General features: G+C 45.2%; 24 protein-coding genes and 1 pseudogene. 24 read left to right on the forward strand and 1 reads right to left on the reverse strand.

The annotated features are described in order from the left end of the window. Positions 1-81: 81 nt before the first annotated feature. Positions 82-1,206 (reverse strand): GGDEF domain-containing protein, encoded by a 1,125-nt coding sequence (locus tag ACFTRD_RS22865; RefSeq protein ID WP_379384039.1) that lies wholly within the window; start codon positions 1,204-1,206, stop codon positions 82-84. 328 nt (positions 1,207-1,534) lie between these two features. Here ACFTRD_RS22865 and ACFTRD_RS22870 point away from each other — a divergent pair, with 328 nt between their 5' ends. The 24 genes and pseudogenes from ACFTRD_RS22870 (at position 1,535) to ACFTRD_RS22985 (ending at position 25,475) form a co-directional block, all read left to right on the forward strand. After that, positions 1,535-1,930, forward strand: a complete 396-nt coding sequence (locus ACFTRD_RS22870; RefSeq protein ID WP_379384041.1) for a Fur family transcriptional regulator — start codon at positions 1,535-1,537, stop codon at positions 1,928-1,930. Then, positions 1,906-2,712: a winged helix-turn-helix domain-containing protein gene (locus tag ACFTRD_RS22875; RefSeq protein ID WP_379384043.1), complete on the forward strand. Its 807-nt coding sequence runs from the start codon at positions 1,906-1,908 to the stop codon at positions 2,710-2,712. The genes ACFTRD_RS22870 and ACFTRD_RS22875 overlap by 25 nt, the downstream gene beginning before the upstream one ends. 249 nt (positions 2,713-2,961) lie before the next feature. Then, positions 2,962-4,425, forward strand: a complete 1,464-nt coding sequence (locus ACFTRD_RS22880) for a catalase (RefSeq protein WP_379384045.1) — start codon at positions 2,962-2,964, stop codon at positions 4,423-4,425. A 245-nt stretch (positions 4,426-4,670) separates the two neighbouring features. Then, positions 4,671-5,087, forward strand: coding sequence for a BlaI/MecI/CopY family transcriptional regulator (locus ACFTRD_RS22885; RefSeq protein ID WP_379384047.1), 417 nt, complete (start codon positions 4,671-4,673; stop codon positions 5,085-5,087). Position 5,088: 1 nt separating this feature from the next. Beyond that, positions 5,089-5,949: a M56 family metallopeptidase gene (locus ACFTRD_RS22890; RefSeq protein WP_379384049.1), complete on the forward strand. Its 861-nt coding sequence runs from the start codon at positions 5,089-5,091 to the stop codon at positions 5,947-5,949. A 42-nt stretch (positions 5,950-5,991) separates the two neighbouring features. Further along, positions 5,992-6,402 (forward strand): DoxX family protein, encoded by a 411-nt coding sequence (locus tag ACFTRD_RS22895; RefSeq protein ID WP_247899713.1) that lies wholly within the window; start codon positions 5,992-5,994, stop codon positions 6,400-6,402. A 279-nt stretch (positions 6,403-6,681) separates the two neighbouring features. Continuing rightward, the gene (locus ACFTRD_RS22900; protein ID WP_379384051.1) at positions 6,682-7,383 is read left to right on the forward strand and encodes a pirin family protein; all 702 of its coding nucleotides are present in this window, start codon (positions 6,682-6,684) and stop codon (positions 7,381-7,383) included. Positions 7,384-7,430: 47 nt separating this feature from the next. Continuing rightward, positions 7,431-7,766, forward strand: coding sequence for a hypothetical protein (locus ACFTRD_RS22905; protein WP_379384053.1), 336 nt, complete (start codon positions 7,431-7,433; stop codon positions 7,764-7,766). Between the two features lie 174 nt (positions 7,767-7,940). Further along, on the forward strand, positions 7,941-8,087 hold the full coding sequence (locus ACFTRD_RS22910) for a huazacin family RiPP peptide (RefSeq protein WP_379384055.1): 147 nt from the start codon (positions 7,941-7,943) through the stop codon (positions 8,085-8,087). Positions 8,088-8,154: 67 nt separating this feature from the next. Beyond that, positions 8,155-8,631, forward strand: a complete 477-nt coding sequence (locus ACFTRD_RS22915; protein WP_379384057.1) for a hypothetical protein — start codon at positions 8,155-8,157, stop codon at positions 8,629-8,631. Positions 8,632-8,643: 12 nt separating this feature from the next. Continuing rightward, positions 8,644-9,609: pseudogene (locus tag ACFTRD_RS22920) on the forward strand (radical SAM protein); the annotation flags it as partial. A gap of 19 nt (positions 9,610-9,628) precedes the next feature. Further along, the gene (locus tag ACFTRD_RS22925) at positions 9,629-10,870 is read left to right on the forward strand and encodes a radical SAM/SPASM domain-containing protein (RefSeq protein WP_379384059.1); all 1,242 of its coding nucleotides are present in this window, start codon (positions 9,629-9,631) and stop codon (positions 10,868-10,870) included. Positions 10,871-10,880: 10 nt separating this feature from the next. After that, on the forward strand, positions 10,881-12,539 hold the full coding sequence (locus tag ACFTRD_RS22930) for an ABC transporter ATP-binding protein (RefSeq protein WP_379384061.1): 1,659 nt from the start codon (positions 10,881-10,883) through the stop codon (positions 12,537-12,539). A gap of 145 nt (positions 12,540-12,684) precedes the next feature. Beyond that, positions 12,685-14,045 (forward strand): IS1182 family transposase gene (locus tag ACFTRD_RS22935; protein ID WP_379384063.1). Its coding sequence is split into 2 segments (ribosomal slippage): positions 12,685-13,252 and positions 13,252-14,045, totalling 1,362 coding nucleotides; the frame shifts between segments, so codons are not numbered across the junction. 399 nt (positions 14,046-14,444) lie between these two features. Continuing rightward, positions 14,445-15,905 (forward strand): spore germination protein, encoded by a 1,461-nt coding sequence (locus ACFTRD_RS22940; RefSeq protein ID WP_379384448.1) that lies wholly within the window; start codon positions 14,445-14,447, stop codon positions 15,903-15,905. A gap of 4 nt (positions 15,906-15,909) precedes the next feature. Then, entirely contained in the window at positions 15,910-17,109 is a 1,200-nt protein-coding gene (locus ACFTRD_RS22945) for a Ger(x)C family spore germination protein (RefSeq protein ID WP_379384065.1), read from the forward strand. Then, complete coding sequence (locus tag ACFTRD_RS22950; RefSeq protein WP_379384067.1) at positions 17,102-17,323, forward strand: hypothetical protein; 222 nt, start codon at positions 17,102-17,104, stop codon at positions 17,321-17,323. The genes ACFTRD_RS22945 and ACFTRD_RS22950 overlap by 8 nt, the downstream gene beginning before the upstream one ends. A gap of 54 nt (positions 17,324-17,377) precedes the next feature. Then, positions 17,378-18,577, forward strand: a complete 1,200-nt coding sequence (locus ACFTRD_RS22955; protein ID WP_379384069.1) for a GerAB/ArcD/ProY family transporter — start codon at positions 17,378-17,380, stop codon at positions 18,575-18,577. 129 nt (positions 18,578-18,706) lie between these two features. After that, positions 18,707-19,543 carry a uroporphyrinogen-III synthase gene (locus ACFTRD_RS22960; protein WP_379384071.1) on the forward strand — a complete coding sequence of 279 codons (837 nt, stop codon included), beginning with the start codon at positions 18,707-18,709 and terminating at the stop codon, positions 19,541-19,543. A 348-nt stretch (positions 19,544-19,891) separates the two neighbouring features. After that, positions 19,892-20,611, forward strand: a complete 720-nt coding sequence (locus tag ACFTRD_RS22965; RefSeq protein ID WP_379384073.1) for an SDR family oxidoreductase — start codon at positions 19,892-19,894, stop codon at positions 20,609-20,611. 35 nt (positions 20,612-20,646) lie between these two features. Further along, entirely contained in the window at positions 20,647-21,285 is a 639-nt protein-coding gene (locus ACFTRD_RS22970) for a ThuA domain-containing protein (RefSeq protein WP_192272946.1), read from the forward strand. Between the two features lie 72 nt (positions 21,286-21,357). After that, on the forward strand, positions 21,358-21,735 hold the full coding sequence (locus ACFTRD_RS22975) for a phasin family protein (protein ID WP_379384075.1): 378 nt from the start codon (positions 21,358-21,360) through the stop codon (positions 21,733-21,735). Beyond that, positions 21,736-23,406: an ABC1 kinase family protein gene (locus ACFTRD_RS22980; protein ID WP_379384077.1), complete on the forward strand. Its 1,671-nt coding sequence runs from the start codon at positions 21,736-21,738 to the stop codon at positions 23,404-23,406. A 617-nt stretch (positions 23,407-24,023) separates the two neighbouring features. Beyond that, positions 24,024-25,475, forward strand: coding sequence for a SulP family inorganic anion transporter (locus ACFTRD_RS22985; protein WP_379384079.1), 1,452 nt, complete (start codon positions 24,024-24,026; stop codon positions 25,473-25,475). Positions 25,476-26,192 lie beyond the last annotated feature (717 nt).

Consider the following 26,192-nt stretch of genomic DNA (forward strand, 5'->3'; position numbering starts at 1 on the left):
GGTGAATCAACACGAATGAGAAAGGGATGTTCCGGTTAGCCTGTAGTGGCTTGCTGGGACATCCCTTTTGGCGTACTCGGATCAAAATGGACTTTGGGAAGAGAGTGGCGTGGAGCGCAGCGGAATGGCACACACCCGGTTGCGGCCTGTATTCTTGGCTTCATATAACGCACGGTCTGCCTGTTCAAAGAAATCATTGTCATCCCGATCATCGCAATGATCAGGGAAAACAGCCACGCCGATCGAGATGGTTAGCCGGATCGTATTGCCATCAGGCAAGGCGAAATGGTATTTCTCCACAGACTGCCTGATGGATTCCGCAATAGCCATGGCTTGATGATGACCACAATCAAGCAGCAATATGGCGAATTCCTCGCCTCCGTTTCGAGAGACGATGTCAGCCGAGCGGGCATGTTCAATGAGCAATTGTCCAAGCTGTTTGAGGACTGCATCACCTGACGTATGGCCGAAGGTGTCATTTACTTTTTTGAACCGGTCAATGTCGATGACCAGCAATGAGAGCTTTTGCTTATATTCCCGCGCCCGTTCCAGCTCCAGTTCGAGTGACTTCTCAAATTGTCTGCGATTACTGAGGTTGGTGAGGTGATCGGTAGAAGCTCTTCGTTCGAGCAGGAACAACATCTCATTGGATTTATTGATGAATTCTGCGATGAAATAAATAAAGATTCCACCGACAAAGGAAATGGTCATCTGAACCGGATATATTTTCATTAAAGAATTCATGCTGGAGGTATTTAGCATCAGGATGACAAAAATCAGGGCCATACCCAGCAGATTCATGGTAATGATCTTGGTTAATCTTGACCAGGGAGCATAGGCGAAATATACACCCGACAGTCCAATGATGGTCATGACGAATGCTGCATCAATGGCAGCGGAGGATACTCCAAACATCACAACACGCAGAATAGAGATGACGAGTCCCGTGATGACTGAAGCCAGTCCTCCCAAATACACAGCGGCTGTTACGATGGCCAGATGTCTCAAATCCACGATAGTGCTTTCGTTCAAAGGAAAGGAATAATTCATTAGTACAGTCCCATAGATCCCGAACAGTACACCACCAATCATCTGAACACGCAGTGAGGGAAAGGGCAAACGGATACGATTAAATTTGGCAATGATTCCGGACACATACATGAACGTGATCATAACACAGAGATTGACGAAAAACGTGCTTAACAACCAGCATCCCTCCTTTAGCGCACATTCCTATATTTTAGCTGAAATGAAGTGGAGTAGCGAACCATATTATCCCAAATATAAGAGGCGATTGCTGGGAAAAGCCTTGGTAAAGCCTATCATGAACAAAATAGAGCGGATATTGACATCAATATACAATGAGATTTATACTTAATCTAAGTCAAAATTGATTTTGATTTTTCAGGGAATCATAGCAATCAGCAGATTGCTGTGTCATCTTATATATTTGAGCATTTTGCATACATCCGAAGATTTAAATCGAATGATGCAAAATGCTGACTTTTGAATGGGTAAATAAAGGAGAATGCTGGTGAGAACTCTAAACCTGACAATACAGCGCCAAGCTGTTTACGATGTAGTCCGTCATTCCGAAGACCATCCTACCGCTGCGGAAGTAATGAACCGTCTTGTGGAGCAAGGATATAATTTGGCTTATGGTACGGTATATAATTCGCTCCGTTACTTGACTGACAAAGAACTGATCCGGGAGCTTAAGCTGGGCGAGACAGCCAGTCGCTATGATGCCCGCATGGATGAGCATCAGCATATTATGTGCGAAGTATGCGGTAAGGTTGACGAAGTTATGACAGAAGTTCCTCCGCAGTGGATGAAACAAGTCGCGGAGGAAACCGGATATGCGATTGATCACGCTCATGTGGTCTTTGGAGGTGTCTGCGAGGAATGCAGAAGCAAACGGGTCAAGTAAAAATAAACCTGTCCGGTCGCCGTTTGCCACTTCGGGTCAAGCCTGCCCTGTCCGAATCAACGCCACTTGTGGATAATTGTCCGGTCACGAGGCGCATCATTCTGATCAGTCCGATGCCCGGTCAAGTACATGAGCTTGTCAAGGCACTTACGGATAGCTGCTTCGATGTGCTGGTGTTTCACCGCTGGGAGCCCGATTTGCATGAACGGCTTGTATTTGATCTGTTGATCTATGATCTGTCTGTTGCTGGAACTATTGATGCATTTGCCGGAATCAGCAGCCGTCTGAATCGGGAAGCAGAATATGCAACCCCATGCCTGTATTTGGTGGGGGAGAAGATGATTGGCAGTGCCAGCGGTCCGATGCTGCAAGAGGAATTATTGGTTTGGCCAGCCCGTCCGCAGGAAGCACTGTATCGGGTACAGCGCATGATCGGCAATAGCCCGGCGGCACCCAAACGCGGCTTCCTGCCTCAGGAAGGACAACGTATCGGTTTCAAGGATCTGTGGCTGGACCGTGAGCGAATGAGTGTACACCGGGATCATGACCGCATTCATCTGACCAAGACTGAGTATGATCTGCTGCTGAAGCTGATCGACGCCAAAGGCGCGGTGATTTCCCGTGAGGAGATGCTCAGCGATATATGGGAGACTGATTTTACAGGTGGAAGCAACGTGGTGGATGTTCATATCAAAAGCTTGCGCAAAAAACTTGGCGATAACGCAGCTTCGCCGCAATATATCGTAACAGTAAGAGGAGTGGGCTACCGCCTTGCGGATTAGTCCGCTTTTTTTTGTGAGTACAGGGCGATACAACTTCTAAGCATCTCGAACATATTCATGATTCGTTCATGGAACGTTTCAGAAAACTCATCTTAATCTCATGCGAACCTCATGCAAGGAGCGAGTGGGACATGTTAGAATCAATTTAACAGTTAGATCAAGTCTAAATGTATATTTAATCTGACGACGAATATGATTTGAATAGAGTATATACAGCAGGCATGAGACCAACATGAGGAGGATAACGATATGACAGAACGTATGACAACCAATCAGGGCGCACCCGTAGGCGACAACCAGAACTCCCGCACAGCAGGAAGAAGAGGTCCCACATTACTTGAGGATTATCATCTGCTTGAGAAGATCGCCCACTTTGACCGTGAACGGATTCCAGAACGGGTCGTACATGCGAGAGGTGCCGGTGCACATGGCGTGTTTACGCTGGAGAAGAGCATGAAGGCTTATACAACAGCCGATTTCTTGCAAGACCCGGGCACAGAGACGGATGTACTGGTTCGGTTCTCCACGGTCATTCACGGTACGGGTTCACCCGAGACAGCGCGAGATCCACGTGGTTTTGCTGTAAAGTTCTATACTCGGGAAGGCAACTACGATATTGTGGGTAACCACTTGCCTGTCTTTTTCATCCGTGATGCCATGAAGTTCCCGGATATGGTTCATTCCCTGAAGCCTGCTCCGGATACGAATATCCAGGACCCTGCACGGTACTGGGACTTCATGACACTGTCACCGGAGTCAACACATATGATGACCTGGTTGTTCTCCGATCTGGGTACGCCGGCAAGTTATCGTGAGATGGATGGATTCGGCGTACACGCCTTCAAATGGATTAATGCTCACGGGCAAGTCCATTATGTGAAATATAAGTGGGAATCGGCTCAAGGCGTACGAGGCTTCTCTCGTCAAGAGGCGGCTGAGGTACAAGGACAGGATTTCAATCATGCCACCCGGGATTTACACGAGCATATCAAAAAAGGACAATACCCGCAGTGGAAACTGCAGGTGCAATTGCTGAAACCGGAGCAGATGGATGATTTTGCATTTGATCCACTTGACCCAACCAAAACATGGCCGGAAGATGTACTGCCGTTCCAGACCATCGGAACCATGACATTGAATCGTAATCCACAAAATTTCTTTGCAGAAGTAGAGCAAGCCGCTTTCTCACCAAGTGCTTTGGTGCCAGGAATCGAGCCTTCCGAAGATAAATTGCTGCAAGGCCGTCTGTTCTCTTATCCGGATACACAGCGTCACCGCCTCGGACCGAACTATTTGCAGATTCCGGTGAACTGCCCTTATGCTCCGGTTCGCAATCATCAACGCGATGGACTCATGAATGTGAATCAGGACCCATCCCCGGTAAACTATGAACCGAACAGTTCCGGCAGCAGTCCGCTGGAAGCACCGGAATACCGTGACAGTCAAGCACCGATCCATGGGCATGTTACGCGCGAGAAAATTGAAAAGACAGATAACTATACGCAGGCAGGGGAATTATTCCGTTCATTTACGGCGGTGGAGCAGCAACACTTGCTCGATAACCTGATCAATGACCTGAAGGCTACACCGGAACAGACCCAGCTGCGTGCACTATGTCATTTCTTCCAGGCAGATGGACAGCTAGGTGGTCGTTTGGCTCATGGACTTGGTGTGGATGTATCCGCATTTATGCCGTCACAAGATCGTAAGTAAGGCACTTATTTCATCTTTTTTCTGAAAAGAATAATCAATTTTTTTGTATTAGGCTGGGCAGGACTGCAGAAGTGCAGATCTGCCTGGCCTTTAAGCTTTTTTCATCAATACAGAGGCCCTGTTATATGCAAACAATGTTCAGAAATGGAAAACATATTTACAAATCATTTACAATAAATAGCTGACATAGAGGTTGACTTCTCGATTGTTGGCACTACAATGAGTAGTGTGAGGGGTGTCTGAACATGAGAATACACAATTTCAAAGTAGGAGAGCGTGGACTGAACCGCTTTTTCGGTCCGCTGGAGGCGAAGATCATGGACATTTTATGGGCACGTCCAGGCAGCAGCATCCGTGAAGTGCAAACTGCACTTGAACAAGAAAAAGACGTTAATTTCAATACCGTCATGACGGTGATGAATCGTCTCGTGGACAAGGAGTTGCTCCGCAAGTCGCAGAAGGGCCGAACATCAATGTACCATCCGGTGCAGAGCAGGGAGGAATTTATGAACGACCAATCGAAGGAACTGTCACATGAGTTGGTGGATGAGTTCGGAGCATTGGCCTTGAATCACATGCTGGATGCACTGGATGAAGCAGACGCAGGCTTGATTGAACGTCTGGAGCAAAAGATCAAACAATGGAAAAAGGATACCGATTGACATGTGGAAGGCCCGCTCGAAACTGTTGTTTACCGTCGGGTTAGGCATTCCCTTACTCGTGTTCATCCAAATGTTTATGTACGCCATGTACAAAATATTTGGATGGGATATCCCTTTTAATCTGCTCTGGCTTTGCAATCACTGGATGAGCAGGCTGGGTTGGCTGTCTGTAGGGCATGTTCTTATGGCGCTGGTGATCCTGACGTTTGGTGGTACAGGCTGGCTGCTGCTCACTCGGATGATTCAGACCCGTGCAGCGGTACGAAAACTACGGTCAATGGAGGATGGCACCAAGTCTCGTGAATTTGAGGTGCGGTACCATCATCTGAAACAACCTGGATTCATTGTGGTGGACAAGCCGTCACCGGTTGCGTTCACGATCGGTCTCTGGAAACCCGTTATTGTTCTTTCCACGGGGCTGCTCACTATGCTGGATGCTGAAGAAGAAAGAGCGGTTGTGTATCATGAGGTCCATCATCTGTGGCATCGTGACCCACTCAAGACGACATTGCTGTCGGTATTTGCCTTCATGATGCCGTATATTCCGGTGTTGAAGTATACTTCAAAACATTACAATATCGTCAGAGAAATATTGGCCGATAATGAAGCGATCGAACGTACCGGGAATGCCGCAGGGATTGGCAGCGCCTTGCTCAAACTGATCCGTGCCTGCCCCGAACCCTGGCAACTCAGGGTGGCATCTATTCAATCGTCGTTTGCCGATACTTCAGTCAATGTACGAATTTCCCGTCTATTGGACCCGGAACAGGATGTTACGCTTACGCTTCCACGTTATGCGGTATTCATCTCTGCGACCGTGATTCTAATGCTGTCTGTCTTGTTTGTCTGGTCTATTGGATGACATTGAAACGTTGAATTCAAATTCGAAGGAGGATGATAAACGATGAATAGAAGTGTAGAGATTGGATTGTTTTTCTCCAGGATCATGATTGGACTTATTTTTGTACTACACGGCTGGAGCAAATTCGAAGGCGGAATTAGTGGTACAGTGGGTTTCTTTGAAAGTATCGGCGTTCCCGGATTTCTGGCATCGGTTGTAGCCATCATTGAGCTGGCGGGTGGCACAGCAATGATTCTGGGATTGGGAACACGTGTATTTGCAGCACTGTTTATCGCAGTGATGGCTGGTGCCCTGCTCACTGCAAAAGCGGGAGCGCCTTTCCTCAATGGTACAGAGCTGGATTACATGCTCCTTGCAGGTTCATTGACGTTGTTGTTTACAGGCAGCCGTTTTCTGGCGGTGGATCATTTGTTCTCCAGACAAGGGAACGCTCGCCAGAATGTGAGTGCTTGATACAATTATCTTAAGCATAGGTCGATAGCGATAAGAAGCAAAAGAATAGAGGTGCAGGTTTAACCTGCAACGGGCCCTTTTCAGGCCAGTCCGGCACGGGAATTACACTCGCGAACCGAACTGACCGGGAAAGGGCTTTTTCATTTGGACGACTCGCTATGCTTTTGGTACAATGAGAATAAGTACGCTACTGAGAAAAAATAAGAGCATTCACTAAGAGCGCTCAATAAGAGTAATCAACAGGACCAATCAATTAGAAACTGAGGAGGATGCACTTTTATGATTAATGTCATTCCATCCGATGCCCGCTCCAGCTTCGATCGGGGCTGGCTGCGCGGCAGTCACAGCTTTTCCTTTGGAGAGTATCAAGACCCGGAGAATACCGCTTTTGGACCAATGCGTGTAGCGAACGATGATGTGATTGCCCCTGGTCGCGGTTTCGGGGCACACCCGCATAGTGACATGGAAATTGTGTCCATCGTGCTGAACGGCAAGCTGCGTCATGAAGATAATCTGGGCAATGTGGCTGTTACATCGTTTGGTGGAATCCAGCGCATGTCAGCAGGCAGTGGCATGATTCATACCGAGCACAATGCTTCGGATACCGAAGAAGTACGCATACTTCAACTCTGGTTCATGCCACATACGAGAGGGCTGGAGCCGTCTTACGAGACGACCTCGTTTGATCCAGACACACTCGCGGGAGCGCTTGTACCCGTGGTATCCCCTGAAGGTGGGCCGCGTATTGCATCCATCCATCAGGATATGACGATCTATCTTGGTCGCTTGGCTAAAGGTGAAGCTTTAACATATGAGCAGGCCAATGATCGCCGCATGTACATTTTTACCATTGAAGGCAAGCTTGGCTTGAACGGTGAGCATCCATTGAATGAAGGTGACACGGCTCGTGTGGAACAAACCACATCCATGAAGCTGGAAGCGAGCGAGAATGCGTTCTATATGTTGATCGACTTACCTTAAGTACCCGAAATCGAGAGAAACTCCAAGAACAAAGGAGGATGTACGCTATGACGCAGCAGGAATGGTTTATGATAAAGCATGCGGTGACTGGACGAGGGTTGGCGAACAGCAAATCCGATTCGCTGTCTTATCGCTATCAGAAAGAGGGCACAGGCTTTATGTTTATCGTTACAGGTCTGGATCAGGAAGCGATAGACCATATTATGGCGCTTAGACACGAACTGAACGTGTTCCGCTTTGTACAACGAAAGGATCAGCCCCTTGTGAAGCACTGGTACTATGTTCAGGGAGACCAGGTGCAGTATGACGGCCCAAGCCACACATTAACCATCTATGCGAATTCGGAGATTCGCTATGTCCCTGAAGATTATTTTGCCGATTAACTAAAATAATGAACGAAAAAATGGCTCTTAAATCCACTAGGGCCATTTTTTTGTATTCTATTGATCATAATTGATAAAATGTAAAAAAATATCATAGTTCAAGTGAATGGTTGGCTGTAAAATTATAACCAGAAATTGCAATTTATTTGATTAAATTTACTTATATTCAATAAAATGAGAGGATTGTTAAGTGTGGCTGTATTATTTTGTCAAGTGAAGTGTGTAGGTACCTGTGCAGCAGCTTGTGCTGCTGACCTAGTATCGCCGGTTGCAGATGTGTTTGGCTTTGCTGCAGGGGAAGCAAGATTTTTTAGCATGTAATATGGAGGTGTAGGAACGTTGTGGGCCCGGCGTTCCTTTTCATGATTGTCTTAAAGGAGGAGCATAGATGATTACATTTCTATCTAAACCGCTACTTTTTAAAACAGAGAGTGCTCATTATTGTTTTGATAACAGCACGAGAATTGTAATACCTTTACAACAAAAAGAACAAGATTTTTTGCAAAGAATGGATTGTGGATCTCAAGTGGAGAATTCGTACTTTCTTCATAATAACCTCAAAAGCCTGCTGGCTAAAATTAAGAAGTACAATCTATTTCAAACGGATTTTCACATGCCTTACATAGACAAAGCATACATTGAAAACAAACTGGAGACAGAGGGAATTGCCCATTTATGTCTTATAGTTACAGATTCCTGTAATTTAAGATGTAAGTATTGTATCTACTCTGACCATTACCTTTTTACAAAAGGCTATTCAAATAAGTTTATGGACTCTTCTACTGCCTTCAAAGCAGTGGATTATTTTATGCATGTAAATCTAAAGAGTATTCAAAATAACCCCAATCTAAGTATTTCTCTCTGATTCTATGGAGGAGAACCACTGTTAAATTGGGAATTAATGAAAGGAACTGTTGAATATGTGCGAAATAAATATACGGAATTTTTTAAGAATATTAGCTTCTCGTTAACAACAAACGCTTCCTTGCTAACTGAGTCCAAGATACGTTATATGTTGGAGAATAATTTTTCAATATCAGTTAGTTTAGATGGTGATCGTGAAAATCATGATAGGAATAGAGTTACGCTTAACAATAAGGGAACCTTTGATTTGGTCTTCAAAAAATTGAATTTATTAGAGAAAATGTATAGAGAATACTTAGACAAAGGAGATACACCACTTCCTTATGGAATTCTAGTTACTTTTGACAATTTGACTCATTTTAAACAATTGGATGATTTTTTTGAAGAAAACAAAGAAATGGATATCCGCATTCAGAGAGTTAATAGGGTAAGTGATTTAAATACTGAGTACTATAATGGAGTATCCCAGTCAGACCAGAGTCATCTGAAAGAAAGAGAGCGATTCATTAGAGATTTGATTGAAGCTAGTAAGTGTGAAAGGTTTGAATCTGAGGCAACAAATTTTTCAAAAACTATATTGAAAAGTATTATATTTGAACCGATGATGAATCTCGCCTACAACGATAATCTCATGCGAGGAGGTTGTATACCAGGTATTCATAAACTTGCTGTAGACTCTGATGGGAAGTTTCACATGTGTGAAAAGATTAATCCGCATTATCCTGTTGGAGATGTCAATACAGGATTGGACTTCTCAATGCAAGCTAAATATATGAACCAGTTTTTTGAAAGCCTCAGTGGATGTAATAATTGCAACCTGAAGAACATATGTAATCTGTGCTATGTTACAACGGAAACAGATGGTAATGGCTTTAAACTTAAAGAAAATTTTTGCAGGAAATTTAGGGAGGGTATTCTAAATTCTTTGTCTACTTATTATTCAATCATGGAGACTAATCCAAATCTGTCATGGAAATAAGAGAGTAGGTGGTGAGTCGATGTACTTTAAATTGAATCCGGAAATTATAATAGTAAAGGAACTGGATCAATACACTTTAACGGATCTCATATCAGGAAAGAAAGCATATCTTAGAGGGAACGACATGATGGCATTCGAAGAATTATTAAGTGATAGAGCAATCGATCTGGATTTACCTGAAGACCATATACTTCATAACTTACTAGAACAGAATTTGGGATCAATATTTGAAGGGAAAGTATTTGTGGAAGAAATAAAGACAACCCGAGTAACAACATTGAAATACGATAAATTGGTACCGTTCCATTTGAATCGAATTGTTATTGAATTAACGGGGGAGTGCAACCTTAACTGTAAATTCTGTACCGAAAGTACTATTGTGTATAGATCTTGTGGCTGTAAAAAATGGCCGAATGAACAGAAAATGAGTTTTGATAAGTGGAGGGATGTACTGAAACAGGCTATTAAACTAGGGATTAAGGAGTGTTTCATTTCAGGAGGAGAACCTCTTGTTGAGAAAGAACTTTTACAAAAAGTAATCTCATTTCTGACTATGCACAGCATTAATATAACTTTGTTTACAAACGCTACAATGCTTGAACAGGATATGATTCACTTTATCAAACGGAATAACGTTTCACTCGCACTTCAGTTGTTTGGAGATGATGCGGAAGTATACACAAGAGTTACCGGAGATGAAGAAGCCTATGGGAAGGTTAAGCGGGCTATGGAGATTATCGTAAAAGAACAGATTCCTTATACTACTTCTGTAATTGTATGCTCATTAAATGAGGAGTCTGTAAATAGAATTAATAATAATAGTAATGAAAACTTGCAAAAAATATATATATATCCATCTAATGATTTTTATTCACAGAAATATCTACAGGAAATGTACAGTCCCTTGAGTAGAGAATTTCCAATCAACATTCAGTCAGTACCGTACTTAAAAAAATATAATAACTGTCTATATGGACAAATATTTGTTTCCTCCGAAGGACAGGTCTATCCATGTATGATGATGAGACAATTCAAGTTGGGGGACTTACGCTCTGAGTTATTATGGGAAATATTTTTTCGCAAATCCCATAAACCATTCTGGGAAATGTCTAAAACACAAATTGAAGGTTGTTCAGATTGTCCAAAAAACTTATCATGTTTTGATTGTAGAGCTTTAGATAGCTTTAAATCCGAAAAATTAAACGGCATGTACTATTGTGAGCGTTTGAATACAGGGGTTAAAACTTGTGAACTGAAGTGAGGTATCTGGGATGGGCGATTATATGAAAGTTCTCTTTGTCTATATGAAGCAATTTAAAGGTAAGCTGATGATAGCTGTTTCATTGCTCATTGTTCTTTCGGCATTGTCTGTTATACCAGCTTTGCTTATAAAAAATATATTTGACAAGGGGATTTCACAGAGTGATTTTGGTTATGTCGTCCGCTTGGGGTTAATTCTAGCCGTCATTTATATTGTTAAAAGCACTTTGAACTATTTATCTAATGTGGTATTTACTAATGTTAGCCAAAATATTCTTCTGAATCTTCGTACAGACATATCTTCGAAACTGCTTAATTCACCAATGGACTTTTTTGGGTTATATTCAAGTGGGTATTTGACATCCAGACTGAATGAAGTTAATGCTATTGGTGGCCTCATTTCAGCAAACACATTTAAAGTCATACTAAGTTTTTTTGAATTGATTGCAACGTTCATTATCCTTATTAACATCAACATAAAATTAACATTAATTCTGTGTCTGCTGATGCCGGTATATTACTTCATATCTAACCGATACCTGTTATCCATACACCGTATTTCTTTAGACGCTGCAGAGAAGAGTTCAATCCTTAATGAAAAGATTCAGCAGTCAGTCCAGGGAATCGAAGAGGTTAAGCATCTTTCAGTAGAAGACAAGGAAACGAAAAAAATCAATACGGCTACTAAGGATTTGGTGAATACAAGTATTAAGCAATCTATTCTTTACTCCGTTGGTATTGAACTAATTGTCCTGTTAGGAACACTATCTTCTGTACTCTTAATTATCCTTGGGGGAAGAGATGTAATTACAAGTGGGATGACACTCGGGGGATATATGGTGTTTATGAATTACTTACCTAAAATGTATGCACCTGTTCAAAGTATATCAACAACTGCTCTGACGATACAGCCAGCATTAGCCAGCCTGAAAAGATTGCATATTTTCTTGGACCAGGTCGGTGAGTATGATGATGATAAGAACAAAGTAGACTCTATTCACAAAGTTGAATTTCGAAATGTGTCATTCCGGTATAATGAGGAACAAGAACATGTTATTAATAACGTTAAATTCAGTCTTAGTTCCGGGGATAAACTTCTCATTAAAGGGGAGAATGGCTCAGGGAAAACAACTGTTTTCAGGCTAGTTACGGGGCTTTATCAGCTCAAAGAGAACAACGGCGATATTCTGATCAATGGTGTGTCTATCAGTACACTTGATAGACGTTCTCTTCGTAAAAAAGTGGCTGTAGTTTCTCAAAAAATATATTTGTTCAATAATACAATCGAGAACAATATAAAATATGGAGCAGAACATATTGAAATAATGGAGTATGAAAAGGTGCTTCGAATTACGGGGCTGGACAGGATTATGGAGTCGTTCCCGGAGAAGAATAACAAAATGATTGAAGAAAATGGAAAGAATTTATCGGGAGGGCAAATTCAAAGAATTGCTATTGCGAGAGCCTTATTGAAAGGGGCAAGTGTCTTGCTTTTTGACGAAGCAGTCTCTCACATGGATCATGAAGGGAAAAACAGCATCAAGGAATTGATCCAAAATCAGTTGTCAGATCACATCTGTCTGATTATAGACCATGGCAAGGAATTTGATGATGTATGTAACAAGGAACTGATGCTGGAGAAACCGACGGTAATTCATTCAGAAGTTTAAAACTGGAAAGATAAAGAGCCCTATTTAAGGGCTCTCAGGCTGTCGAGAAAGTCTCGACAGCTATTTTTTATACATTTAGTTCAACACGACACCGCGTTAATATTGTATAATATTAGTAAATAAACGTTCGGAAGGGTGTTAAAATATGTTGCGTTCGAATCGAGAAAAACAGCAGGCTTACGAATTTGTTTCAATTGAAGAATTGGTTCCTCAAGACCATTTGCTCCGCAAAGTGGACAAGTATATCGATTTCTCTTTTATCGACGAAAAGGTTCGGCCACTATATTCTACTGATAACGGGCGGCCTGCGATCGACCCCATCGTGTTATTTAAGATGATTTTCCTCGGTTATTTTTATGGCATCCGTTCCGAACGCCAACTCGAACGGGAAATTCAGACCAACCTCGCTTACCGCTGGTTTTTGGGGTTAGGTCTAACCGACAAAGTGCCGGACCATTCTACGATTAGCTGGAATCGTCGTACTCGCTTTAAAGACACTGAAATTTTTCAGGAGATCTTTGATGGAGTTGTGCTTCAAGCTGTTCAGCACCGTATGGTAGGCGGACGTGTCTTAGTTACCGATTCAACCCACGTTAAAGCGAATGCGAATAAGCATAAGTACACCAAGGAACAGATTTTACAAAACACCCGTGATTATGTGAATGAACTTAATACTGCCGTAGAGGCCGACCGGAATGCACATGGAAAAAAGCGCTAAAGCCTAGAGAGGACGTGATAGAGGAAAAGGAAGTCAAAGTGAGCACAACAGATCCCGACAGCGGTTATATGATCCGTGATGGGAAACCGGAAGGATTTTTCTACTTAGACCACCGTACTGTGGATCTGAAATACAATATGATTACGGATGTACATGTCACTGCTGGAAATGTCCATGATTCTATACCGTATTTGTCCCGTTTGGATCGTCAACAACAACGATTTGGTTTTAAAGTAGAAGCCGTTGCTCTGGACTCCGGGTACTTGACTTCACCCATCTGCAAAGGGCTGCAAAGCCGAAACATTTTTGCCGTTATTGCTCACCGAAGATTTCACCCGACCCAAGGTTTATTCCCAAAATGGAAGTTTACATATGATGTACAGCGCAATATTTATGTCTGTCCGGCAAAGCACGAATTACCGTATAAGACGACCAACCGCGAGGGATATCGGCAGTACGCTTCTGATCCACAGCATTGCAAGAACTGCCCGTTATTAAACGAATGCACACGATCTCGCAACCACCGGAAAGTGGTGACCCGTCATGTCTGGGAGGACAGCAAAGAGTGGGTTCGAGGCAACCGGTTGAGTCGATCCGGGAAATATCTCTACCGAAAACGAAAAGAAACGATTGAGCGAAGCTTCGCGGATGCCAAAGAGCTCCATGGGTTTCGCTATTGCCGTTTGCGCGGACTGCAAAACGTCAGGGAACAGGCCCTGATGACGGCAGCTGTGCAGAACATGAAGAAGATGGCGATCCACCTGGATCGCCTGGAAAAGCGGGGGTGATCTCCCCTATTTCCGTTTTGAACCGACCACTTGAAATATGAGAAACCCTGTACTTTGAAAAAAGCACAGGGTTTCTCGACAATCTGAGAGCCCTATTTAAGGGCTCTTTTTGCATACTAGGTCAGCCATAATAGTATTGCTCACTGCTTACTGTACTTTAATAATTCACTTTCCGAGGAGAAACGTGTTCAACAAGATTCGAAAAAAAAGACCACATAATTATGCGTGATCTGGCACAAGCTACCTTGTATAAAAGCAAGAGCGGAGGGACGGTACATGGCCGATAGGACATCGGGGGAAAAAGCTTCCCGGAATTCAGAAGAAAAAAAGCACATACCCTTGGGGCTGCCGTCCCCGCCTATTTTGAGGCAGCCTATCGGAACGTCACACGAAAGTCATATGGCCGCGTTGAAAGACGTCTTTTCCGACTGTTCGGACGTCGTCTTTCGCAATGTCATGATCACACCGGAACAAAAGGGGCTTCTGGTTTACATTGAAGGGATTGTGAATTCCAGTGACATCCAGGAGCATATGCTGCGTCCGCTTATTCGTGGTCTGGTCGAGCAACGTACGGATGAACCGGAAGTGCCTCTGGATGATACCAGAATTGCCCTGACCCAGGTAAAAAAAGTGGACTCCTGGGCTGCCGCAGCGGAGGGGGTTCTGGAATCAGCTGCTCTGCTGTTGATTAACGGAAGCAAGGAAGCCTGGCTGTTTAACGTAAAAGGTGGCATACGGCGTGGTGTGGAGGAGCCCCAGACCGAGTCGGTTATCCGGGGACCCCGTGAAGGGTTCACCGAGACATTGCGTGTGAATACGGCACTTCTGCGGTTCAAGCTGAAAACACCCGCGCTTAAGATGTTAAGCATGACGATTGGAACCGAAACCAAAACCAGTGTTGTGTTGTCCTACATCGACGATATTGCTGATCCCAAGCTGATTAAAGATGTCAAAAAACGTCTCAACAAAATCAAGATCGATGGCATTCTAGAAACGGGATATATTGAAGAACTCATTGAGGATCATCCGTATTCCCCTTTTCCACAGATGCATTATACCGAACGTCCGGACACCGTGGCGGGCAACTTGCTGGAAGGACGATTTGCCATTTTTGTGGATGGCAGCCCGTTTGCCCTCATTGGTCCAGTGACCATGTGGCAGATGCTTCAAGCCAGTGAGGATTATTATGAACGGTTCTTTATCAGTAATCTGGTGCGATGGATCCGTTTTTTGTTCGTAGCAATAGCTCTTTTCCTGCCTGCCCTTTATATCGCAATCACGACCTTCCATCAGGATATGTTACCGACGACGCTGATTCTGAGCATTGCCGGGGCGAGGGAGGCCATTCCTTTTCCCGCCCTGGTAGAAGCCCTTATTATGGAATTATCATTCGAGGCTTTGCGGGAAGCAGGGGTCAGGTTGCCCAAAACAGTAGGTCAGGCCGTCAGCATTTTGGGGGCACTTGTTATTGGCCAGGCAGCAGTTCAGGCGGGTATTGTATCAGCACCCATGGTTATTATCGTATCGATGACAGGGATCGCGTCCTTCACAATTCCGCGATTTAACTTTGCTATTACGGTTCGTTTGCTGCGGTTTCCCATCATGTTACTGGCTGGAATGCTTGGGCTATACGGCATCGTTATCGGATTGGTCCTGATCTCGGTACATCTGACGCAGATGACCTCCTTCGGAGTGCCATATTTGTCGGGTCTCAGCCCCTACAGCAAGACGGATACCAAGGATATTGTCATTCGTGCACCATGGTGGAAAATGATCAATCGTCCTTCTACGGTTCACCGTGATCAGCAGCGGATGAACGACAAGATCAACGGTTCGCCTGAAGCAGAGGAGGGGTGGTGAGTGCATGCCGTTCATACAAAAGTACCGGGCTGTGGTGATATTGCTCTTGTGTAGCCTTTTGATATCAGGATGCTGGGATCGAAAGGAAATTAATGATCTCGCCTTTGTGATTGGCATCGCTCTAGACAAGGAAGATGGCAATTATCGGTCAAGTCTGCAAATCGCTCTCCCCGGTCAATCCGGTGCTGCTGGTAGTACAGGTGGTGGTGGGGGGACCAGTGGTGACAAATCCTGGTTCATGTTATCCAATACAGCCAAAACCTTGCATGGTACGACACTCGAAGGTCAAAAAGAGTTGTCCCGTGTAATTTATTACGCCCACCGCCGCACGCTGCTGATTGGTGAGGAACTCGCCAGAGAGGGGGTTGCTCCCATGCTTGATTTATTGACCCGTTATCCGCTAAATCGTTTATCGGCACTGCCAGTTGTGACCAGGGGACCCGCACATGAAGTGTTGGATACAGATGCACCCATTGAGAAGTTCCCTTCTGAAATGGTGCGTGAATTGTGCTTCCTGAATATGCGCACCCCACGCTCACTCAAAACATTTACCGATGCGATTCTTTCCGAAGGTGTAGACCCGTTTCTTCCTATCGCCACAATGGTGAACAATGTGCCGAAGGGCTGGAAGGACGCCAAGACCAATATCAAGCTTGATGGGCTGGCTATTTTCAAGAAAGACAAATTGATAGGGATGATTGAGAAGGCTCCAGCCGATGCGCTGATTCTGGCGATGGGTGAAGCCAATGCACCGGAAATTATGGTGAAGGCTCCACGTGGAGAAGGTGAGTTGTTCATCAAGCTGAATGAGAACAATTCATCCTACCAACCCCACATTAAGAATGGAGAGGTAACCGTTAAGATTCGAATGTATGCCAAGGGTGTCATGGTTGATAACGAATCGAATTATGGTGACCTTCGGGAGACAGAGATCACCAGCATCAATGAATCCGTCCGTCAAAAAATTAAAGAGGATATTGAGGAAGGCGTAAGGCTGGTCCAGAAAAAATATAAAGCCGACATTCTCGGTTTGGGTCGTTCCATTCATCAGCATCTGCCGAAAGAGTGGGACAAGATCAAGGATCGCTGGAATGAGATTTATCCAAACGTAGAGGTCACAGTTGAACCACATGTCATTCTCGAAAATGTGGGTATTATCAATAAACCGATCGGATTGTCCGAGGAGGAGATTGTCCGTGATTAAGCCGCTGATGTTTACATATCTGGCCATGGTCATCGTTGTCATCGTCATGGATTTCAAACACCTGAGGCAGGCAGCTGCTATTAATCGATGGCTATCGTATGGGTTGATTGCATGTAGCACAGGGATTTGGTTCCATGTTACATATTTGAGCAAAACTTTTTTTGTGTCCGTGTGGCTGACTCACATGATTCAACGATTATTGCCGTTGCCTTGAGTATGTTCCAATGAATCTCGATTCCCGGTTGAACAGACAGAAAGGAGGTGTTTTATGAATCAGGGGGTGACCAGTCGACAGCTGGTGCTGTTCGTGATGCTGCTCAGTATTACAGGCACTTTGATTCAGCCTCATGCACAGGCCATCTACCATGCTGAGCAGCACGCCTATTTATCCTATATCCCTTTGTTTCTGGTGATGGTGTGTTCAATGTGGATGTTAAGTCGTGTTCAGCGGCGATTCTCCAATCAGGACTTGTTTGAGTCTCTCGTTGAGCGTCATCCTTTTATGGGACGTGTAATAGCGCTGCTTTACATCTTGTTTTTTCTCTTTGTATTTGCCCGCGACGTCCGGTTAATAGGTGACTACGTAAGTATTACATTGCTGGAAACTACCCCGATTTCGATCATTGTGTTGTCCCTTTTGTTCATGGCTGTTTTTATTGTAAGGGGAGGTCTTGGATCCTTAATTGGAATGTCCGAGTTGTATGTAACTTTGTTCATTCTGATTTCCTTAATTGTGCCGTTTATGCTTATTAAGCAAGTTGATCTTGCTAATCTGATGCCGTATTTTCACATCGATGTGGCAGGTGTTGGCAAGGGAGGCTGGTACATATTCTCCTTTTTTGGAGAGGTGGTTGCATTGCCCTTTGTAGTTAAGGGCAGTGATTTTAAATTCAAATCCGTCCTGTGGGGGATCACCATTTCAGCGCTGCTGATGATGCTGATTTTAGTTGAGACGATTACATCGATTGGTGTGCCCATTGCATCCAGACTGGTATACCCTTCATATGAACTGGCAAGACAGCTGCAGATCAGTGATTTTCTCGACCGGTTTGATCTGGCACTGGCAGCAGCGACTCTACCTGCGATGATTACCAAGATTGCCTTTGATCTGTATTTTGTCTGCTGGGGACTGAAGCGAATGATTCCAAAAGTCTCGGGTAAAATCATGACAGGGCCGGTCGCTTTGGTAGGTTTTGTCTGTGCATTTTGGTTTTTCAAAAACGCGATTCAGCTCTTTCGCTTTACACGGGAATGGACATGGATTGCGATCGTGTTCGAAGTGCTGTTTCCCATTATACTGTTCGTGTTCCTTCGTCCCCGCAAAAAGGATGTTAGACATGCAACGGACAATCAGAAACAAAAGCAGCCTCCACAGGAGGTTAAACAAGATAAAGTACCAAAGGATGAAGAGGAATCGGGCGGGGGCAAGCATGAAGGACTTCAGGGTGGAGAACTGCAGCCTTCCTGATACATGTCATCAAAAATCGTTATAGATGAACCCGCGAAAAGAGGGGAAACACGGTTTCCCTCCATAGAAGTACCCTGTATACTGTAGTCAGACTGATGACATTCGGCTGAATGAACGGGGGGAACATGGATGGTTCAACATTTGGCAGGTATACGTGTAGCACTTACAGGACCGCGAAAATCCAAAGAGATGTCCTTACTGGTTGAGAAAATGGGTGGGATTCCACTTGTCAGACCTGCACAAGGAACTGTATTTCTGGATGATCGCAATATTCGGGATGGCCTGGTATCCTGGATTTCGGATCCGCCGGACTGGACGGTATGGACCACGGGCATGGGATTGGACGCTATTTTTGATATGGCTGAGGATATGGATATCGCTGTTCAATTGCTGGATGTGTTGTCGGACTCTTCAATTGCGGCAAGAGGGTACAAGACCGTCAATGCGCTTCGAAAGCGTGGACTTACTCCACTGGTCCGGGATGATGACGGCAGTACGGATGGCCTGATTCGTGAATTCGCTTCACATGATCTGGCGGGGCAAAAAATGATGCTGCAATTGCATGGGGAGACAGCGCCCAAATTGGTCAGATGGCTGGAGGAGCAGGGTGCTCATGTACGTCAGGTGCTTCCTTATCGTCACGTCCCGCCTGAAGAGGGGGAACTCGAACAGCTGCTGAATGAGATTTTGTTGCATGAAGTGGATGCTGTCGCGTTTACGAGTGGACCGCAGGTGAGGTTTTTGGTCGAATATGCTGCGTCAAAGGGAAAGCTTGAACCCATGCAGGAGGCTTTCCGACAAGGAGTCGTACCGGCTTCGGTGGGCAGGGTTACAGCAAACGCGATGCGTGAAGAAGGTATAGAGGCACTTGTGGTCCCAGAGGATGAGAAGATGGGAGCCCTTATCGTTGAGTTGGGGCGTTATTTCACTGGCAAACGTGTGGACAAGGCAGATCTTATGCAATAAGTGTAGCTGTATCTGCCGCATGGTGGCCCATGATGAATGGGATCCACATCCAAGATTCAAAGCATTCCCGTTCTGATCCGATTTCTGGATCAGAATTTTTTGTATTTTGTCTGATGATTTCTGCTCTCAACAAGTCCAAAAAAGTCATAAGATAGAGCTATGCTACCAGTAATGTCGCAGCAGAATATGCCCTGACTCATCGGTATAAGCTTAACGACTCTGATCACATGAAAGTCATCTGAGACTTTGGTCGTGAAGTTCAGCGTGTTCACCCATAATTAAAGGTTTTTAGGTTATCATGTGGAATGAATTAAAGACAGATTAGGCTTGTGAGGGAGGGACAGCATAATGAAAAACGTATGTGTAACGGGGGCGGCCCGGGGATTGGGACTGGCTCTGACGGCACAAATGCTGAAAAGAGGTTATACCGTCTATGCGGCAGGGCTCGACATGGAAGAGTCTGATGGGATTCGTCTTCTTGCGGATGCCTATCCGAAGCATTTACGCGTCATTGAACTGGACATTGCCGATGACCTGTCAGTTGCTTTGTTCACGGAGACACTGAAGCTGGATACAGAGCATTTGGATATGCTTATCAATAATGCGGCTATACTAGGAAGTATTACCGATCATATCCGTGGGCCGTTAAATATGGCGGAGATGGCAGAAGTATTTAACGTAAATACCTTAGGCTCATTACGTGTAACTCATGCCCTGCTGCCCCTCCTTCTTCAAGGGACAAACAAGCTGATTGTCAATATTTCTTCGGAGGCAGGCAGTATTGAGCAATGCAGCCGGGATGGATGGTTTGCCTATTGCATGTCCAAATCTGCGTTAAACATGCAGGCCCGCCTTGTGCATAATGGTCTGAAGAATGAGGGTGGGCAAGTGATGCTGATTCATCCTGGCTGGGTACAGAGTTATATGAGCGGGGAGTTGAATACCGCTGCAGACCTCACGCCTGATCAATCGGCACAATATATCACAGCACTCATCGATCGCCATAAGCAGTTCATGGGAGATCAGCCCGCTTATGTCGATTACAAGGGGGACGCACTCCCTTGGTAATGCTGTTACTGGTCATTTGAAAGGAGTTTTTAATGATGGATCATCGTAAAAAAGCGTTGTTACTTGGTGATTATACTCATCCGGATTGGCATCCGCTGCAAGGAGTGGATGCGGAGATCAGCCGGATTTTCCACGATACTATGACTGTGCAGTGCAGTGAGAATCGCAACATGCTGCTGCAAGAAAATATAACCGGATTTGATGTATGTATCTGTTACATGGACGATTGGAAGGGGAAAGTCTCTCCACAGCAGACAGCAGGCTTATTGTCCTATGTTAGCAATGGGGGTGGACTGGTCATTATACATAACGGAATTTCGCTCCAGAATCGTTATGAGCTGAAGCAGATGATCGGTGCCAAGTTCCTGCATCATCCGCCTTATGCACCACTTGAATTCACCGTAACGGAAGAAAGCCATCCGGTGACGGAAGGCATTTCCGGATTTACAATGGAAGAAGAGCCGTATCTGTTCGAATTCGGTTCATTTGCCGAAACAAAGATTCTGCTCGAATATCAATCCGAAGAAGGGCCGAAGCCTGCAGCTTGGGCGCATAGATATGGTGTTGGACGTATTGTTTACCTTATGCCAGGACATCATGTCCCTTCATTTGCACATGAAACCTATCGCCAGTTAATTTTGCAGGCTGGCAAATGGGCTGCGCGTTACGTATAGTTGGGGCGTTTCTTTGTGTGCGTGATATTTAGGGGTATAATATAGAGATGAACGAAGAGGAGGATGACAAGAATGAGCGATTTGTTCAAAAAGGCAATCTCGTTAGGTCTCGGCCTTACCGTCGTAAGCAAGGAAAAAATCGAAAAAACCGTGGATGATTTGGTCAAGCGCGGTGAACTTGCCCCCGGTGAATCCAAAGCATTGGTCGAGCGGCTGATGGAACGGGGCGATGAGGAGCAGGGCCAGTTCAAAAGAATGATCCAGGAACAAGTCAAGCGCGTACTTCAGGAAATAGGCGTGCCATCTGAAAGTGATGTAACCAGTCTGGAACAACGTGTTGCCGTCCTTGAGAAAAAGCTCGCCGAACTGGGAGGCACACCACAGCTACAACCTGAAGCATCCCCAGCTCCGCTTGAAGTTCCTCCTCTCAAAGGAAACGAGATCGAGTAGATGGCTGTGCGAATTAAACATGTCGGCAGATACCGGGAAATTGCCATGGCGCTGGTGCGTCATGGCTTCGGTTATATGGTCGAGGAATTGGGATTATTCCAGTTACTGGCTATACCACGCCGATGGATGTCGCGTGAGGCTCACACCACTTTAACCCTGAGTGAGCGCATTAGGCTTGTACTTCAGGAGCTGGGGCCAGCTTTCGTTAAGCTGGGGCAACTGGCAAGTACAAGGGCAGATCTGTTGCCGGAGTCTGTCATCCGCGAACTGGTGAAGCTGCAGGATCAGGTCCCACCGTTTTCTTCGGAGACGGCACGGGGTATTTTGGAACAGGAATTGGATACACCACTGGAGGACATCTTTTCCCGGTTCGAGGATACCCCTGTAGCTGCAGCCAGTATTGGACAGGTGCATCTGGGTAAACTTCAAAGCGGTGAAGCTGTAGCTATCAAAATTCAGCGGCCCGGCATTTCGCGTATTATCCAGCGAGATCTGGATATTCTGCGCGAGCTGACAGCCATGGCGGAGAAACGCTGGGATTGGGTGAAGCAGTATCAGATTCCGCAAATGGTGGAAGAGTACGCCCAGGCACTGATGGCCGAGCTTGATTATACGGTGGAAGGCCGCAATACGGAGAAGATTGCACAGCAATATCAGCAGGATAACAAAGTGAAAATCCCCGTAATCTACTGGGACCAGACTTCTTCTCGTGTGCTCACCATGGAATATATTGAAGGCATCAAGCTGAATGACCGTGACGAGTTGATTAAACGGGGGCATGATCTGAATAACATTGCGCAGCGACTGGTGGATTCGTTGTTGAATCAGATCTTCATTCATGGATTCTTTCACGCCGATCCCCATCCGGGCAATCTGATGGTATTGAAGGATGGAAGGCTGGCCTTTATCGACTTCGGCATGGTGGGCAGTCTGAGTGATGAGATGAAGCAGCAATTGGCTTCGCTCATTATCGGATTGATGCGCAAGGATACGGACAGCATGATAAGGGCGATTGAGAAGCTGGGCATGATGCCGGATGATATGGATCTGCGAGGGCTTCATAGCGATCTGGACAAGCTGCGCAGCAAATATTATGACATCCCCTTTTCCAAAATCAGCGTGGGTCAAGCATTGAATGACCTGTTCGGCGTAGCCCAAAGGCACCGGGTCGTGATGCCTGCCGACATCCTGCTGCTCGGGAAATCGCTGCTCACTATGGAAGGTGTCATCGAGCATCTCGATCCTTCCCTGAGCATTGTGGATATGGCAGAGCCATTTGGACGAAAGCTGATCAAGGAACGTTTCAGTGCCGGTAGAATCAAGAATCGATTATTCCGCAGTGCAGCGGATATGGCCGAGAGTGTCATTGGTCTGCCGGGGCAGTTAAGACAATTGTCTTCCGTTATTAGCAAAGGTAAGCTGCGGCTGGAGATCAGTGTCCCTGAACTGGATGCGCTCATGCGCAGAATGGACCAGATCAGTAACCGGTTGTCTTTCAGCATTGTACTGCTCGCATTTTGTATCATTATGGTCGGTTTGATCATCGGTTCCTCGATCAGTCACCAGTCCACCATGTTATGGGATATCCCCGTAATTGAGATTGGTTTTCTGGTGGCGATTCTGATGGTGGCCTTTTTGCTCTATTCCATATTTAAATCGGGAAGATTTTAGAATAACAAAAAGACCCGCAAAGAGACTTTTTTAAAGGATCTTTGCGGGTCTTTTTTTAATTGTTCAGCTACAGGAATTTTGGCCATATTTTATCTGGTTATATAACTTAATAAGAAAAACCGTCGGGCTAAAGGATAAGAGTTGCCACCGATTTTTAAGAAAAGGTTTGTTTAAGAAGTGAGTATTTAGAAGTGAAATAACGAAAGATCGAGATAATACGAGATATGAACCGGTTTTTCCAGTCTGGTTGCGTTAGTGCATATCCCTTCCTATGTCTATAATAGTAGGTCAGTACATTAACGGACCCGGTTTTTCTGAGAGGGGAGAACCAGGAGGCATCTGGATTGATCAACGTTGCTTCCAAGGCAAGACACCTGAAAGTTTGGGGAATCAAAGTGATACACACTGGAACGGATAAGGCATGGGCAGACATGGTGTTGGATATTCTGTTCGGATCATGATAATCATGCAATTCAACACGTATTGACGCTTGGCGGGAGGGGTTTCCGCTGTTTTGTGCTGTCTGTCGTCGTTGGTCAGTGGTGTATCGTTCTGTTACCTTTTGGGTGATAAGACAAATTTGAGGAATTCCACGTGGGAGGAACGGCAAGAGACATATGAATACGTTAAAACAACAATGGTTTGGCAACATTCGCGGAGATGTGCTGGCAGGCATTACGGTAGCGTTGGCGCTTATTCCAGAAGCCATTGCCTTCTCTATCATTGCAGGTGTCAATCCGATGGTCGGATTGTACGCTTCAATTACGATTGCCATCGTCATCTCGATTGCGGGTGGAAGACCGGGCATGATCTCGGCAGCCACAGGAGCCATGGCAGTACTTATGGTTGGGCTCGTCAAGGATTATGGCGTGGAATATCTGTTTGCCGCAACCATTTTGACCGGTATCATTCAATTCATTCTGGGGATTTTTAAGGTTGGTCGATTTATTACGTTTGTACCTCATTCGGTACTGACCGGATTTGTGAATGCACTGGCGATTCTGATCTTTATGGCGCAATTGACCCATTTCACGGGCGCAAACTGGATTATGTATGCGATGGTAGCGGGTACGCTGGCGATCATTTATATTTTGCCGCGGTTTTTTAAAAGTGTTCCGGCTCCACTGATTGCCATTGTGATCATGACAATCATTACGGCACTGCTGCATCTGGATGTCAAAACCGTAGGGGATATGGGCAATCTCACAAGTACTCTGCCTATATTCCATCTGCCGAATATTGAGTGGTCGTTGAACACACTATTGATTCTGCTGCCTTATTCATTCACCATGGCACTGGTTGGTTTGCTGGAATCCCTGCTAACCGCAACCATCGTGGATGAGATGACCGAGACCAAGAGCAGCAAAAACCGTGAAGTCCGCGGACAGGGGATCGCAAATTTCGTGAACGGCCTGTTTGGCGGCATGGGCGGTTGTGCAATGATTGGGCAGTCAGTTATTAATGTGAAGTCTGGTGGACGCGGAAGGTTATCCACGTTTACCGCGGGTGCGTTCCTTGCGATCCTGTTGCTGCTGCTCAGTGGTGTGGTGAAACAGGTACCGATGGGTGCACTCGTAGGTGTAATGTTTATGGTGTGTATCGGAACATTCGACTGGAGTTCCATCAAAAACATTGCGCGTGTACCGCGGGCGGAAGCTTTTGTCATGATCGTCACGGTTACCATTGTGGTGTACACCCACGATCTGTCGATTGGGGTTATGGTCGGGGTAGTGCTCAGTGTACTGCACTTTGGCTGGAAACAGACCAAGATCCGCGTACAGGCCAATCAAGAGCAAGGGCAGAAAGTGTATCGGGTCTACGGACCGTTCTTCTTCGGTTCATCATCCCGCTTCGTGGATGAGTTCAATGCAGAAGCTGATCCGCAAGAAGTCACAATTGATTTTGGGGGATCGCATATTTGGGATAATACGGCGGTTGTTGCCATTGGTAAAGTGAAGTTCAAATATGCGAAGCTGGGCAAAACCGTGCATCTGCGTGGATTGAATGAGGAAAGTTCTCGTTTGCTTGAGCGGAGTGGTTTTGCCATTGCAGGAAGGCATGGTTCATAACATGGTTGGGCGAAGGTACAATGCCAGAGCGTAGTTACGCGGACAAGGTGAAAACTCAAGGTTTGGGTAGAACTGAAATCCAGCATCTAATGAAGTAATGAAGTAACAAGTAACAAGTAACAAAGTAATAAGTAATAAGTAATGAAGTATGAAGAGTGCTGTCCTAAAGTAGTGGTGATCGGACATGCCACAACCCTATTATGCAGACAATATAAATAGATGATTCCTAATCAGCGGTGTCTTTTTTCTCGATTTAAACCGGGGAGAGGATGCCGCTTTTTTTTATTAGAGCTTGTGGTGTGTACGGCTTAGTTGTTGTTTTGGAGTTTGTGTCCTTAACTGTGTGTAGCTTTAACGAACTTGGCACGTCTTATATGGGGTTATTTCATGTTTTCGTTATTATAACGAATCTCAGACTTGTTATTATGCGAATATCTTCCATACTAACGCCATTTCGCGGTTTTTTTCGGTAATAAGATAGTTGGAGTTCGTTAGAATTCCCACACTACTTTAATCGCTGGAATAAGGTGGCCTGGGTTCGTTAGAAATTAGTGGTACGTGGTAGTCTCATCCTGAGAGCTATCTTCATAATATTGTTTGTACAGAACTATTTGTATTTTAGACACTTTCGCAACATCGCCTGGAGTTAATCCCAGAACTATCCATCGAGGATCAAGTTATAGCTACACACTACACGGATCTCGAATTTTGTGCCAC

Source organism: Paenibacillus sp. NPDC056933, from assembly GCF_042674385.1.
Taxonomy (GTDB): domain Bacteria; phylum Bacillota; class Bacilli; order Paenibacillales; family Paenibacillaceae; genus Paenibacillus.

Excerpts from the sequence above, each read along its gene's own strand:
- ACFTRD_RS22905 (WP_379384053.1), top strand. The coding sequence starts at position 7,431 with ATGACGCAGCAGGAATGGTTTATGATAAAGCATGCGGTGACTGGACGA.
- ACFTRD_RS22890 (WP_379384049.1), top strand. The coding sequence starts at position 5,089 with ATGTGGAAGGCCCGCTCGAAACTGTTGTTTACCGTCGGGTTAGGCATT.
- ACFTRD_RS22915 (WP_379384057.1), top strand. The coding sequence starts at position 8,155 with ATGATTACATTTCTATCTAAACCGCTACTTTTTAAAACAGAGAGTGCT.
- ACFTRD_RS22900 (WP_379384051.1), top strand. The coding sequence starts at position 6,682 with ATGATTAATGTCATTCCATCCGATGCCCGCTCCAGCTTCGATCGGGGC.
- ACFTRD_RS22875 (WP_379384043.1), top strand. The coding sequence starts at position 1,906 with ATGCAGAAGCAAACGGGTCAAGTAAAAATAAACCTGTCCGGTCGCCGT.
- ACFTRD_RS22970 (WP_192272946.1), top strand. The coding sequence starts at position 20,647 with ATGGATCATCGTAAAAAAGCGTTGTTACTTGGTGATTATACTCATCCG.
- ACFTRD_RS22925 (WP_379384059.1), top strand. The coding sequence starts at position 9,629 with ATGTACTTTAAATTGAATCCGGAAATTATAATAGTAAAGGAACTGGAT.
- ACFTRD_RS22930 (WP_379384061.1), top strand. The coding sequence starts at position 10,881 with ATGGGCGATTATATGAAAGTTCTCTTTGTCTATATGAAGCAATTTAAA.
- ACFTRD_RS22965 (WP_379384073.1), top strand. The coding sequence starts at position 19,892 with ATGAAAAACGTATGTGTAACGGGGGCGGCCCGGGGATTGGGACTGGCT.
- ACFTRD_RS22955 (WP_379384069.1), top strand. The coding sequence starts at position 17,378 with ATGAATCAGGGGGTGACCAGTCGACAGCTGGTGCTGTTCGTGATGCTG.
- ACFTRD_RS22960 (WP_379384071.1), top strand. The coding sequence starts at position 18,707 with ATGGTTCAACATTTGGCAGGTATACGTGTAGCACTTACAGGACCGCGA.
- ACFTRD_RS22910 (WP_379384055.1), top strand. The coding sequence starts at position 7,941 with ATGAGAGGATTGTTAAGTGTGGCTGTATTATTTTGTCAAGTGAAGTGT.
- ACFTRD_RS22880 (WP_379384045.1), top strand. The coding sequence starts at position 2,962 with ATGACAGAACGTATGACAACCAATCAGGGCGCACCCGTAGGCGACAAC.
- ACFTRD_RS22945 (WP_379384065.1), top strand. The coding sequence starts at position 15,910 with ATGCCGTTCATACAAAAGTACCGGGCTGTGGTGATATTGCTCTTGTGT.
- ACFTRD_RS22975 (WP_379384075.1), top strand. The coding sequence starts at position 21,358 with ATGAGCGATTTGTTCAAAAAGGCAATCTCGTTAGGTCTCGGCCTTACC.
- ACFTRD_RS22985 (WP_379384079.1), top strand. The coding sequence starts at position 24,024 with ATGAATACGTTAAAACAACAATGGTTTGGCAACATTCGCGGAGATGTG.
- ACFTRD_RS22895 (WP_247899713.1), top strand. The coding sequence starts at position 5,992 with ATGAATAGAAGTGTAGAGATTGGATTGTTTTTCTCCAGGATCATGATT.
- ACFTRD_RS22980 (WP_379384077.1), top strand. The coding sequence starts at position 21,736 with ATGGCTGTGCGAATTAAACATGTCGGCAGATACCGGGAAATTGCCATG.
- ACFTRD_RS22940 (WP_379384448.1), top strand. The coding sequence starts at position 14,445 with ATGGCCGCGTTGAAAGACGTCTTTTCCGACTGTTCGGACGTCGTCTTT.
- ACFTRD_RS22885 (WP_379384047.1), top strand. The coding sequence starts at position 4,671 with ATGAGAATACACAATTTCAAAGTAGGAGAGCGTGGACTGAACCGCTTT.